9 protein-coding genes are annotated in these 13161 nt (G+C 49.4%); 1 reads left to right on the plus strand and 8 read right to left on the minus strand.

Annotated elements, in window-relative coordinates; translation table 11 throughout:
- Nucleotides 1–6 precede the first annotated feature (6 nt).
- Nucleotides 7–2865, minus strand: a complete 2859-nt coding sequence (locus tag ACQSGY_RS00880; RefSeq protein ID WP_427050319.1) for a cation-translocating P-type ATPase — start codon at nt 2863–2865, stop codon at nt 7–9.
- A gap of 355 nt (nt 2866–3220) precedes the next feature.
- On the opposite strand from ACQSGY_RS00880, the gene ACQSGY_RS00885 reads away from it, so the two are divergent.
- Complete coding sequence (locus ACQSGY_RS00885; RefSeq protein ID WP_427050555.1) at nt 3221–5005, plus strand: Rqc2 family fibronectin-binding protein; 1785 nt, start codon at nt 3221–3223, stop codon at nt 5003–5005.
- 977 nt (nt 5006–5982) lie between these two features.
- Here the strand turns inward: ACQSGY_RS00885 and ACQSGY_RS00890 are convergent.
- From ACQSGY_RS00890 to ACQSGY_RS00920, 7 genes are all read right to left on the minus strand, one after another.
- Nucleotides 5983–6852, minus strand: a complete 870-nt coding sequence (locus ACQSGY_RS00890) for a PHP domain-containing protein (protein ID WP_427050320.1) — start codon at nt 6850–6852, stop codon at nt 5983–5985.
- A 96-nt stretch (nt 6853–6948) separates the two neighbouring features.
- Nucleotides 6949–7860 carry a selenium metabolism-associated LysR family transcriptional regulator gene (locus tag ACQSGY_RS00895; RefSeq protein WP_184187545.1) on the minus strand — a complete coding sequence of 304 codons (912 nt, stop codon included), beginning with the start codon at nt 7858–7860 and terminating at the stop codon, nt 6949–6951.
- A gap of 141 nt (nt 7861–8001) precedes the next feature.
- Entirely contained in the window at nt 8002–8439 is a 438-nt protein-coding gene (locus ACQSGY_RS00900) for a hypothetical protein (protein WP_427050321.1), read from the minus strand.
- A 164-nt stretch (nt 8440–8603) separates the two neighbouring features.
- On the minus strand, nt 8604–8867 hold the full coding sequence (locus ACQSGY_RS00905; RefSeq protein WP_056696929.1) for a YlbG family protein: 264 nt from the start codon (nt 8865–8867) through the stop codon (nt 8604–8606).
- A 101-nt stretch (nt 8868–8968) separates the two neighbouring features.
- A complete protein-coding gene (locus ACQSGY_RS00910; RefSeq protein WP_111271068.1) occupies nt 8969–9406 on the minus strand; it encodes a YlbF family regulator in 438 nt (145 codons plus the stop codon).
- Between the two features lie 158 nt (nt 9407–9564).
- Nucleotides 9565–11397: a hypothetical protein gene (locus tag ACQSGY_RS00915; protein ID WP_427050322.1), complete on the minus strand. Its 1833-nt coding sequence runs from the start codon at nt 11395–11397 to the stop codon at nt 9565–9567.
- Nucleotides 11398–11417: 20 nt separating this feature from the next.
- Nucleotides 11418–13139 carry a DNA repair helicase XPB gene (locus ACQSGY_RS00920; protein WP_427050323.1) on the minus strand — a complete coding sequence of 574 codons (1722 nt, stop codon included), beginning with the start codon at nt 13137–13139 and terminating at the stop codon, nt 11418–11420.
- Between the last annotated feature and the right edge of the window lie 22 nt (nt 13140–13161).

Genomic DNA, 13161 nt, shown 5'->3' on the forward strand with positions numbered 1-13161 from the left:
TTGATTTTATGCTGAAAACTTTGTACTTTTCGGTACGAAGCGCCCGGGACCACCCATACGGCGGCGATTACGACGACCTCCCCACACGCTGCCTGCCCCCATCAGGAAGGTAGGAATACCTGCGGCTACGATGCAGATTGCCCATTCACGCAGGCCGAGAGGAACGGTTTTGAAAATCGGCTGCAGCGGTTCAACGTACATGACAACCAGCATAAGCACAACAGAGGAAATGACAGCAAGCACGAGATATTTGTTCTGCAGCGGATTTCGATGGAAGATGGAACGCGAGCTCCGGCAGTCAAACACATGGATCAGCTGCGCGAGCACCAGAGTTGCAAAAGCAACAGACTGCGCTTTGATCAATTGACCCGGATTATCCGGAGCCGCCTGAAGAGTAAGCCAGAATGCACCGAGCGTACATAACCCGATCAGCACACCACGGCTAACAATTTTCCATCCTAATCTGCGGGCAAAAATATTTTCCTTCGCTCCGCGCGGCTTATGCTCCATCAGATCTTTTTCCGGTTGGTCGACTCCAAGCGCCATGGCAGGCAGGCCATCCGTCACAAGGTTTACCCATAGAATCTGAATAGGCACAAGCGGAAGAGGCAAGCCCATCATCATTGCAAAAAACATCGTCAGAATTTCGCCTACATTGGATGCCAGCAAATAACGGATAAACTTGCGAATATTCTCATAGATGTTGCGGCCCTCTTCAATAGCTGCCACAATCGTGGAGAAATTGTCATCACTCAGAATAAGGGAAGAGGCTTCCTTGGTTACATCCGTACCGGTAATGCCCATTGCGATGCCGATGTCTGCTGCCTTGATCGCAGGTGCATCATTGACACCATCTCCGGTCATGGCAACCACATGTCCTCTGCGCTGCAGTGACTTGACGATGCGCAGCTTGTGCTCGGGTGATACTCGGGAGAACACATAAATGTCGTTCACCTGTTTATCCAGCTGCTCATCCGTCATGCCCGCAAGCTGCTGTCCACTCAGTGAAGCTCCGCCGCGAGGCAGAATGCCCAGCTGATGGGCGATGGCTTCTGCCGTTGTGCCATGGTCTCCCGTGATCATGACGGTACGTATGCCCGCCTTGCGGCATGTAGCAATGGCATCACGAACCTCACGACGAGGGGGATCAATCATACCTGCAAGCCCGACAAATACAAGCTGGCTTTCTGCTGCATGTTCGTCAGCGACATGTTCCTTCGGTCTGACTTCACGGTAAGCCATCCCGAGCACCCGCAGCGCATTGCCAGCCATGCTTTCGTTGGCAGCCATCACCTTCTGGCGCAGTGTGCCGGTGAACGGAACGACTTTGCCCTCCCATAGAATATAGCTGCAATGCTCAATGAGTACGTCAGGCGCTCCCTTGGTATAAATCATTCGCCCGCCCTGATGTTTGATCATTACGGACATACGCTTCCGCTCGGAATCAAACGGAAATTCCTGCTCTCGCGCATACAATTCCTTAAGTCCTGCCGGAGTAATGCCCATTTTGGAAGCCATTGCCACCAGAGCTCCCTCCGTCGGATCACCCTTCAACTCCCAAAGCACTTGGCCGATATAATCCTGATTTTCCTGCTGCTGGCCTTTCTTGCGGCCTTTTTTGTTCTCTTTTTTGGAATCTTTATTTTTTTTCTTGCTGCCTGGCTCGTTCAGAACCGTTTCTACAATGCTCGCATTGTTACAAAGTGCACTGATCTGAAGCATTCTTCGCAGGGACTGGTCACTTTTCAGCTCAATGATTCGATCATTCTCCAGCATGTAACCTTCCGGTGCATAACCGTCTCCTGTGACCTTGATACTGCGTCCTTCAAGCCACACATTCGTGACCGTCATTTTGTTTTGTGTCAGGGTACCTGTCTTATCCGAGCAGATTACGGAGGCGCAGCCCAGCGTCTCTACCGATGGCAGCTTGCGTACAATGGCTTTGCGTTTAATCATCCGCTGTACACCCAGCGCCAAGGCGATCGTCACGATCGCAGGCAAGCCTTCCGGGATTGCAGCCACAGCAAGGCTGACACCTGCCAGGAACATGCCTACAGCGGGTTGTCCATGCAGAATACCTGCGACCACAACCATCACCGTTAACCCCAGCGCAACAAAGATCAGAATTTTACCCAATTGCTCCAGTCTGTGCTGCAGCGGAGTCTCCTGCTCCTCCGTGCTCTGGATCAGGTCAGCAATTTTACCCATCTCTGTGTCCATACCCGTACGAATAACGATGCCTTTAGCTGTACCCCGTGTGACCATTGTGCCCATAAATCCCATATTTCGCTGGTCTCCCAGCGGAACATCATCACTGGCAATGGGTCTGCTATGTTTGCTGACAGGCACGGATTCTCCCGTGAGTGCAGACTCCTCTACATCGAGACTGCTCGTTTCCAGCCAGCGTACATCGGCGGGAATGCGGTCCCCGCTCTCCACCACAATGATGTCTCCAGGAACGAGCTGTTTTGCCGGAAGATGCACTTCCTGACCTGAACGGAGTACTTTGGCGAGAGGGGCCGACAGCTGCTTGAGTGCGCGCAGGGAACGTTCTGCTCTGAATTCCTGTACAAAGCCTAAGATGGCGTTCAGCACGATAATGGCAACAATCGTCACCGCATCCAGATACTCTCCAAGCAAACCGGATACCAGCGTTGCTCCCATAAGCACCAGCACCATGAAGTCCTTGAACTGATTCAGCAGCAGCGTGATCGGAGATATCCGCTTTGCCTCACTCAGCTCGTTCGAGCCAGCTGTTTTTCGTTTTTCTTCCACCGCTTCCTCTGTTAATCCCTCCTGCGGATCGACTCCAAGAGTGTCACGAAGCTCTTCGTCAACCAGTTGATGCCACTTGGTATGTTCCATGCTACAGAATTCCCTCCCAGTCTCATTTCATCTGCAATGCAAGCTCTCACATGTTTCACCGGCATGCTGCCAGGGCAAGCTGTACACTGTGCCGGACAAACTACCTGCTCTATATGTATTCGGACATGTCCGTGAATAGCACCCGGAAGGTGAATCCTTTCCCTGATGGACAGAATAAGCTAAAATATAAGTCTGCGAAGCTTATGGGTAACTCCTGATTGCAGTAAGAAAGAGGGCAGCCATCCTTTTGTTATGACCCATCTGATTACATATGTCTGGCTGTCTGTAAATTCGTTATAGATAAGGCAATCTGCAAGAACCGTGCAGATGCTTGAATAGAGAGGAAGTGGACAATATGGCACTTGACGGCATCGTAACCCGCGCCATCGTACATGAGCTGCGGGGCTGCATCGGAGGACGAATCAGCAAAATCCATCAGCCAAACGGTCATGATGTAGTGCTCACCCTGCGTGCCCAGCGCGGCAACAGCAAGCTGCTTGTCTCGGCAAGCCCGACATACCCGCGTGTGCATTTTACCGAGAAAACATTTTTGAATCCGACAGAAGCGCCGATGTTCTGCATGCTGATGCGCAAGCACTGCGAAGGGGCTATCATTGAGAACATCCGCCAGATTGGCATGGAACGGATCATTCATATCGATGTGCGGCAACGGGACGAGCTTGGCGATGTTTCGGTCAAACGCATCATTATTGAACTGATGGGACGTCACAGCAATATCATTTTGCTCGACCCTGCGACAGACACGATTCTGGACGGTATTCACCATGTTACTCCATCCATCAGCAGTTACCGTGTCATCATGCCCGGTTTCTCATACACGGCCCCGCCGGAGCAGCACAAAAGCAATCCGCTGGAGGTCACTTCGAATGAGTTTGCGCAGTTGATCTCTGCGGCAGTGGAGCAGAACAAACAAACGTCAGGCGATGAAGCGGGGAATGAAACAGACCTGCATCCTTCTCGCTGGCTGGTCAATGCATTCAGCGGTATGAGTCCGCTCATTGCGGGAGAGATCACAGCTCGCTCAGCTTCAGAAGCAAACGGTCTGGATGCGGAAACACTCTGGACTGCTTTTGAATCCGTGCTGGCCCCTGTCAAAGAACATCAGTACACCCCTGTAACCGGGCTGAATGCCAAAGGCAAAATGGTCTTCTCTGCCATTCGTCTGCAGAGCATTGAGGAACAGGAAAAAACGTACGATACAATGAGTAAATGTATGGAGGATTATTACGGAGACAAGGCCGAACGGGACACAGTCAAACAAAGAGTCAGCGACCTGCTCCGGTTCCTGCAAAATGAGCGCAGCAAAAACATTAAAAAGCTCGACAACCTGAACAAGGATCTGCTTGAAGCAGACGATGCCGACAAGTACAGACTGTGGGGGGAATTGTTATTTGCTTCCCTGCATCTGGTCAACAAGGGCGATAAAAGTGTAGAGCTTGTCAACTTTTACGACGAAGAGCAGCGCAGCATCACCATTCAGCTTGATCCGTTGCTTACACCATCCGATAATGCGCAGCGTTACTTCAAGCGTTATAACAAATACAAAAACAGCTTGGCTGTCATTCATGAGCAGCTTGGCAAAACGAAGGACGAGATCGCCTATCTCGACAACCTGCTGCAGCAGCTTTCCATCGCATCCATGAACGATATTGAAGAAATTCGGGACGAGCTTGTACAACAGGGGTACTTGCGTGACCGAAACAAAAAGGGCAAGAAGAAAAAGAAAAATGACCGCCCGACCGTGCATCAATTCACATCCTCGGAGGGCATTGACATTCTGGTTGGCAAAAACAATCTTCAGAACGAGTATGTAACCAACCGACTCGCTTCAGCAAATGATACATGGCTGCATACCAAAGACATTCCAGGCTCACATGTGGTCATTCGCAGCACGGATTATGGTGAAGCTACGCTGGAGGAAGCAGCACAGCTAGCAGCTTATTTCAGCCAAGCAAAGGAATCAAGCAGCGTGCCTGTAGACTACACTTACATTCGTCATGTACGTAAACCAAGCGGTGCAAAGCCCGGCTTTGTCATTTATGACCATCAGAAAACGCTGTTTGTCACACCGAATGACGAGTTGATCAAAAGCCTGCCCTCAACGATCAAAAACGGGTAAGGTAGCGTAGCGCATCTAGTCAGATGGTACGCTTAATAGTACATTTGGTAAAACAGTTTAGTAATACAATTCTGCAATATAGTACCGTAACACATTTTAGTAATACAGTTCGGCAATACATTTTCGGTAATATATTGCTGCGAATGCCCATCACATACCAACGCAACCGGCTGTGAGCTCTAACGATCAGGAGAAGCCTTATTTGGGCGTTTTCAGGCATTTTATATTTCTAACGATTCACAGAGACGTTATTTCCCTGAATTCGCTCCACCGGTGGCCATTTTTTAGTGTTTTGGCTGAAATAAGGCTCCTGGGGATCGTTAGAATTCAAACAGCCCGAATCGAAGGCAAATAAGGTTCGTGAGAATCGTTAGAATCTTTAGATTGGTAGTCCATCTTTAAGGCTGGTGCTTCTATGCCCCGTCAGTCATATTTAGTCGGAGTTGACTCAACTTGACTCGACCAGCCCTCCGATTGTGTGGGCTATTCTGTTGTGTCCGATTGTGTGGCCATTCTGTTATGGACTATGGTTTTCACACCAGTATTGCCTCCTTTTCAATTGTCTTGAATCCTTAATCTCGCCCTTCTCTCTCGGCTCCTCTCAGAGATCCTAACAGGCTGAGCGAACCGAGCGAAACATATCATAAAAAGGCCATAAGCACCCTGAAGAACTCCTTCAACGTGTTTATGGCCTTCCTTTTATCTAAGACGTGTCTTGAAACCTACTGAAGTGCATCTTTTACCGCCTTTTCGCCCCATGCTGCGTCACTTTCCCTTGACGTGCCCCGGCACGCCTGCGGAAAACTTCCTGGCTTGGAACGAAAATTCAGCAAAATCTGCCGCCTTCAGAGTTTTCAGACACGCCCTAAACCCTTGCTTCTATACTTACTTCGCTTTCCTTTTATCCTTACATTTTATCCTTACATTGTTTTATGCTTACCTTGTCTTATGTTTACTGTCCGCTACACTTCATGCGCCTATTTCGATTTTCTCATCGATGACACAGCCCGAAGCTGCTCTACGACCTCCATCGCTACCGTCTTGCTGCCTAAATCTCCGTGAAAAACAACACCTTGCCGTTCTCCGTGATAATCTGACCCACCTGTAACAATCAGATCAAATTCCCTCGCCAGCTCCAAATACCGCTGCTCTTCCTCCGGGCCATGATCCGAATGAAACACCTCGATACCGTCCGGTTTAGCGTCCATGATGATCTGTCTTACCAATTCGTCATTTCCGTAAATACCCGGATGCGCTATAACCGCAGCACCACCTGCTTCTCTAATCCAGACACAAGCATCCTTCGGTGCAACACGAGGTACAGATACAAAACCAGGCTTGCCTTCCGCCAGATACTGATCAAAAGCATCCCGCATATCGGCGGCATACCCTTTTTTTACAAGCACATCTGCCATATGTGGTCTGCCAACACTTTCATCCGGCTCCAGTGGCCGCCCCAGCTCGTCCAGCACCTCCTGCCAAGTGATATCGAGACCAAGCTCCTGAAGCTTGGCAATCATCCGATGATTGCGCTCCTCTCGCGCCTCTCTCAAACCGCGCAATCGCTGCAGAAAACGTTCATCATCTACGTCCACCTCATACCCAAGGACATGGATCTCCTTGCCGCCCGCGCGTGTACTGATCTCTACCCCGGCAACAACCTCAATATCAAGGAGCTGTCCGGCCTGCCGGGCCTCGGCCACTCCAGCCACAGTATCATGGTCTGTCAGAGCTACTGCGGATAACCCTTTTTGCTTCGCAAGCTTCACATTATCTGTCGGGGACTGCATTCCGTCCGAAGCCTGGCTATGTGTATGAAGATCACAGCGTCCCTGATGCTGATTCATGGGCAATCCTTCCTTTCATATCCAATGCTGGACTGTTGATTCTTACCGTTTCTTTTTCACAATCCTCAAGTAAATCCATCTTACAGAACATACTTCCTAAGCCTGCTCTCCCGTCTCATGCTCCTGCTGACGCAAATACCCCAGAAAAGCTACAGCGGACAGCGGCAGCAAAGAGGATTTCAGATGAATGGCATAAAACTGACGCTTGAACTCCAGCCCGCGAATGTCCACCATATGAACAAGCCCCAGAGCCAGCTCATGCTGCACAGAAGAGGGAGACAGCATCGTAATGCCTACCCCTGCTTCCACAGCCGATTTGACCGCCCCTGTACTGCCAAGCTCCATGACCACATTCATGTCACTTGGGTCAATTTTTTTCTTCTGCAGCTGCCCTTCCATCACTTGACGTGTGCCAGAGCCTTCCTCCCGCAGTACAAAAGGATAATTCATCACTTCTTCAAGATTGACTTTGCCACGGCCTGCCAGATCATGTCCCGCAGGTACAATCAGCTTCAGTTCATCCTGCATAACAGGTTCCACAATCATATCGGGGTGATGTATCGGCGCTTCAATTAATCCAAAGTTCAACTGGTGCTTCAAAATCTCATCCATGATCTGGGTTGTATTCATCACTTTCATAACAATGGATATATCGGGATACTGCCTTGCAAAAGGTCCAAGCATACGAGGCAGCACATATTCCCCGATGGTCAGACTTGCCCCAAGCTGCAATCTCCCCTGCAGTTTCTGAGTAAAAGCAGACATCGCTTCGTCGGTCTGTCTGACCAGCTCTACACTTCGTTTGGCATGAGGCAGTAATGTGCGGCCTGCCTCTGACAATTCTATTTTTTTGGTAGATCGATGCAGCAGCTTGGTTCCGAAATAATCCTCCAGCGATTGAATCTGCATCGTCACCGCCGGTTGTGTCATATGTAGTGCCTGTGCAGCCGCAGAAAAACTGCCCTTCTCTGCCACCGTGTAAAAAATGTGCAGCTGATGAAAATTCATATGTTCGCCCCTCTTCCACTTGCTCTCTCTATATTGTAGCCGATTTCCCGTTCTGCAACATAAAAAAGCATGCAGCTTGTCTGCATGCGTAAGTACATAGAATCTCGCATTAAATCTATGATTGCAATATCGAACAACTTATTATCTGTGCTTCCGGCTATTCTTGACCAGTGTCATTCTTCTGGAGTGTCTAAGCCAGGAATAATACGACTTCAAATCTCGAAGCTCAATCGTCTCCGACATACGTCCCAAAAACGTCACTACAATCATTTTGTGCAATGGATTGCCTGTTATATCATATTCTCCTTCAAGCTCGGAAAACTCAGCGACCATAACCAAATCATCATCAATCAGGTAAACGTCCTGTTCATTGCGGTAATATGGTGTTACCCGGTCCTGCTTCAGACACTCCCATAACCATGCCGCAATATGGTCATCATCACTACGTGCAGCCTCAACACGATCTGCATACCGCATCTTTGCATGATGGGTAATGACGATGTCAGCCACTTTCTTGTCTCCGAGAGCCACAAAAAACGGCTCGTAGGTGCTCCAACGTTGCATCACCTTATCACGCATGGGAATCACTCTCCACCAGATAGGACTTTCTATCTATTTATTACCAAATATATTACAACATAAGTCCCGCAACCTCAAGGCGTAAGTTTAACTTTTTTCATAAAATTCTATTTATACCGCGTTTAAGAAAAGAGCGACCCACCGGGCCCCTCCTGCGTTTCGTGCTATATTCCGTAATAGCTTGTTTTGTCCATCGTTTTGCTGGCATACTCGGTTTTGATCTCGTTACGATAAGAGCGCTCGATTTTGCGCACATAGGAAAGCCGCTTTACATTTTTCATCGTATCCTCAGCTCGTTCTGCATTAACATACATGACAACATAATGCATACGGCGGGAGATATAATGCACGGTTCCATATTTTTCGAGATTGCGGGCCGCTTTCAAATCACTAACCCAAATAATGAATCCAGTTCTTTCCGCAAACATCATCGTTCCCCGCCCTTCTATAAATGGAGACCGGCCCTCGAAAGGCCCGGTCCTTCACAATGTAAATCTAATCATTCATAAATCTGATCATTTGGCAGCGATTAGCTGCATCCACATTTGCCGCCGCTTCCGCAGCCACCTTTGGGATTTGGGTCATTACTCGGTACTTTAATGGTGGAGGATACGGCGAAGGCAATCGTCTCCGACATCTGAAACAGCATCTCGTCCAATGTTCGCTCCGCTTGCTTGAACCGCGCTACTGCTTCAAAGGACTCCAGTTCCTTTTCCAGCGCTTTTACCTGATCCTTCGCTGCATGATAGTCTGGGTGAAAATGGCCAAACCGCTGTGTTTCCTCAAATAATTCTTTCTTGGCATTCAGCCGGCGGATGCCCTCCTGAATCTCGGGACTTGTCTCCACTTGCTGCTTCCAATATAAATAATCCGATACTTCGGCAGATTGGTTAATCATGTCACCCAGTTCATATGCGCCCGTTAACACTTGGGCCATATCGACCGTGTTTATTTCCGCTACGCTCATGAATTATTCATCCTATCTATATATAAAGTTCTACTTAACGTAGACTCCTTCATCATAGCATATCCATGAAAGGTTAAGAAGAGTTTTTCCTGTAATTGCAAGTGAGAAAGTATTCAAAATTCGGTTTTGGTTTCATTTTATCACGCAAAGCCTCAGGTTTAGACATGATCTGGCAGAATAAGACGCATTGTATCCCAGCCTTCGGGTGTAAATGTTCGCCATTCTGGCGTGCATATCGATTCCCCGCTGTCCAGAAGGCACCAGGCCTCAAGTGTCCAGCGCTCGTGTCCCTTAACGTGCTGAGGAATCAGGACGAACGTATCCCCTCCTTTTCTTACGCCGAGCTTCACCTGCCATTCGATAGCCTGCAGTGCAATCTGACGCGCCGTGGACATATGATACTTCCTCCATTCCCTGTGCCATGTCTCGGGTACATCCGTTTTTCTAAGGGACCAGGCGGGTTCCTCCTGCTGAACCCCTTCCATATGAAGCGAAGCGGAATTTGGGCCTGCTGTCATGGCTGTCTTCATGCGTCCTTGAAGTAAACCTTGCACACCAGGACGATAAACAAAAGAAGACGACTTATGGCTCGAATTCGATCCCGTTTTTTTAACGAGACTAACAGTGTCCTGATTCTGATTCTGCGTCTGTGTTTGTGTTTGTGTTTGTGTTTGTGTTTGTTTTTGGGTTTGTTTCATCATCTGTGCTTCGCAATTTCTTGTCCAATCCTTCAAGGCACCCATCACATGCTCTGGCAAACGGCCATAACTATATTTCTCCAGAAATTGAACTGCCGACTGTCTCTCTTGTCCTCCTGCTATTGATTCGGCCTTCTCAACCCGCTCTTTGCACAGCCGATAGATCGACATCTGATCACGTATCATTCGTTCACAGTAATGCTCCAGCCCCCAACAGACTGCGGGAGACACGTCAGGGGGGACCATCACCTCAAAATCAGGCTGCACATACACTCTGGCGGATGCTTCCTCGACCTCTACCTGAGTATGATGCCGCGCAACATCCGCTTCAACGCTCCGAGCTGAGCTATGGATATCCATAAGCTCAGCCGGATTCATCAGCCAGCGAAACGCCAGCGCTCCATCTGCCGTCTCGCCAACCTCGCCAAACCCCCAGCCTGCCAAAGCCACCAGCCAGCTCTTCATTTTTGTATGGTCATGCTCACTTCTAATTCGATACCATCCATTCAAGCCCGGTGCTAACAAGGAAAGTTGATAACGAAAATGCTGCATCACTGGCTCTGAGTCTCCATATCGGTCCATGCACACCTGGAAAATCTTCCGATGCATTTTTGACCAGGACAGCGAGATCCATTGCTGCAGACGCTCTTGTCTGATCTCGAATCCCTTGTCCGTCTGCGTTACCAAATTCAGGCAAAGCAGCATATCCAGCAGGATAACGACATGTACAGGATATAAATCAGCATGGTCATAAGCAATATTCAGGTCTTCAAAATCAGCAGGAGATAAAATCGTTAATGTGCTTAACTTCTGCACACTTCGTTTATGTATGGTGCCCTTGGACGTGAGAGGTAATGCCTCCCTCTCGATCCAGGCGACCAGATGAAGCAGCTCTGCCGCTACATGCGGCTTAGCCTCACATATCACTCGCATAACAGGTTCATTCATCGCTTCAACCAAAGGATTGGCATGATCAGTACAGACCAGTGTCAGCACGATGAGATGTCTTTGCGGGATATAATACGTGCATTCGCCCCAGCTTTTGTGAACCGAGCTAATCCACCGTTTACGCCGAAGCATGGCAAAGGCCAGGTTGGCTTCCGCTCCGCTTAAACCTTCCTTGGCCCACACTTCAGGAGGCAGAAGAGAAGAAAAGCTTTGACCCGCATGTTTGTGAAAAAGCAAACCTAGCACCCGCCGCTCTGCTGTTCCAATCGCAGCCCATGATTCCAGACCGTGCTCTTCTCTCGTTGGGGCTTCCTGCTCCATCTCATATTCTAAATCAGACATCATATGCTCCTCCTCTGCAACATTTAATGGATCACATCTGATTCCTGCACAATCGCATATTCGTACCCCTGCTCAACCAGAAACATCTGGCGATGCAGTGCGAACTCCTGTTCCTTGCTATTTTCAGAAACAAGCGCATAGAAAAAGGCTTTATTCTCCTCTGCCTTGGGACGCAAAATGCGGCCGAGCCGCTGAGCCTCTTCCTGCCTTGATCCAAAGCTCCCTGAAATCTCAAGTGCCACCGCTGCATCCGGCAAATCAACAGCAAAATTGGCAACCTTGGATACAACAATCGTGCGTATATCCCCCTGACGAAAGGCGGAGAACCACTTGATTCGCTCCTGCTGGGACATCGATCCTGAGATAAGCGGAGCATCAATTTCCCGGGCAATCATCTCCAGCTGGTCGAGGTATTGACCGATGACAATCGTTGGTGCGTTGGCATGACGTTCAAGCAAACGTTTAACAACATTGATTTTGGCAGGATTTTCAGCTGCAAGTCGAAACTGATGTTTGCCCTCGGCTTGCACATAGGTCGATCTTAATTCAGGCGACAACGGGACCCTGACCTCCTGACACTTCACCTCGGCAATCCATCCTTCTTGCTCCAGCTCTTTCCATGGCATATCGTATAATTTCGGGCCAATCAGTGAGAACACATCCTGTTCACATCCGTCTTCACGCACAAGTGTAGCCGTCAGCCCTAAACGACGCGTTGCCTGAATGTCTGCTGTAGCCCGAAATACCGGAGCCGGCAGCAGATGCACCTCGTCATAGATGATCAGCCCCCACTTTCGTTCCTGCAAAAGGTGAATATGGCTGAACTCCGCATCCTTGGACTTGCGATGAGTCAAAATTTGATACGTAGCAACTGTCACCGGCTTCACCTGTTTCTTCTGACCGGAATACTCCCCGATCTGGTCGGAAGTAATCGTTGTTTTATCCTGAATTTCCTGCATCCACTGCCGGACAGATGTTGTATTGGACGTTAAAATAAGGCATTCGCATTGCAGCCGTTCCAGCACGGCTATGCCAATAACCGTTTTGCCTGCTCCGCAGGGAAGCACGAGCAGCCCGCTGCCGCCAGTGCCTTCGCCACCTGTAAAAGCATCAACGGCTTTTTCCTGGTATGGACGCAGCGTAAAGCCACCATCTCGTTCTCTCTTTCGGGATGCACTTCCCGTGGATAATTCCGCATCAGAACGCCAGCCAAATGAAAGCTCACTGCCTCTCCGATAACCTGCATAGTCCAGCACCGGATAACCAAGACGTGTCAGCTCCTGCTTCAGCAAGCCACGTTTCTCCCCTGATAGCAGAAGTTCATGGCGATTTACCCGTTCCATACGAAATGCTGCAATCGACCTTATCCCGTTCAGCTCATCCAGCAGCTGCTCATCTTCACTAACCAAACGCATGCGGACATGATCCGGCTCAGCGTGCAGCTTTAATTTGCCATACTGGTCCATAATTCTCCGCACGTCCTGCATGAGCGCCGAAGGCACACTCCAGCGTGACACCTGCTCCAGACTGGCGATGACTTGCTCCGACTGCCAGCCCAGTGCTGCCGCATTCCATAGGGACAACGGCGTAATACGATAGGTGTGAAAGGCTGAAGGTGTTTTTACAAGCTCCGCATACATGGAAATCTGTGCTCTCGCCGCTTCAAATTCAGCATGTCCAGTCTCAAGCAGCACCGTGAAATCCCGCTGAACAATGCAGGCACCTGACGGATTAAACGTCTTCATTTTTCTCTCCCTCCCTCACTAT

The organism is Paenibacillus sp. TC-CSREp1 (assembly GCF_050171015.1).
In the GTDB taxonomy this organism is placed as follows: Bacteria; Bacillota; Bacilli; order Paenibacillales; family Paenibacillaceae; genus Paenibacillus; species Paenibacillus silvae.

What these genes read in the sequence shown, in the direction of transcription:
- ACQSGY_RS00905 (WP_056696929.1), bottom strand. Translation starts at nt 8,867, where the DNA reads ATGTTTGCGGAAAGAACTGGATTCATTATTTGGGTTAGTGATTTGAAA.
- ACQSGY_RS00900 (WP_427050321.1), bottom strand. Translation starts at nt 8,439, where the DNA reads ATGCGTGATAAGGTGATGCAACGTTGGAGCACCTACGAGCCGTTTTTT.
- ACQSGY_RS00890 (WP_427050320.1), bottom strand. Translation starts at nt 6,852, where the DNA reads ATGAATCAGCATCAGGGACGCTGTGATCTTCATACACATAGCCAGGCT.
- ACQSGY_RS00880 (WP_427050319.1), bottom strand. Translation starts at nt 2,865, where the DNA reads ATGGAACATACCAAGTGGCATCAACTGGTTGACGAAGAGCTTCGTGAC.
- ACQSGY_RS00910 (WP_111271068.1), bottom strand. Translation starts at nt 9,406, where the DNA reads ATGAGCGTAGCGGAAATAAACACGGTCGATATGGCCCAAGTGTTAACG.
- ACQSGY_RS00895 (WP_184187545.1), bottom strand. Translation starts at nt 7,860, where the DNA reads ATGAATTTTCATCAGCTGCACATTTTTTACACGGTGGCAGAGAAGGGC.
- ACQSGY_RS00915 (WP_427050322.1), bottom strand. Translation starts at nt 11,397, where the DNA reads ATGATGTCTGATTTAGAATATGAGATGGAGCAGGAAGCCCCAACGAGA.
- ACQSGY_RS00885 (WP_427050555.1), top strand. Translation starts at nt 3,221, where the DNA reads ATGGCACTTGACGGCATCGTAACCCGCGCCATCGTACATGAGCTGCGG.
- ACQSGY_RS00920 (WP_427050323.1), bottom strand. Translation starts at nt 13,139, where the DNA reads ATGAAGACGTTTAATCCGTCAGGTGCCTGCATTGTTCAGCGGGATTTC.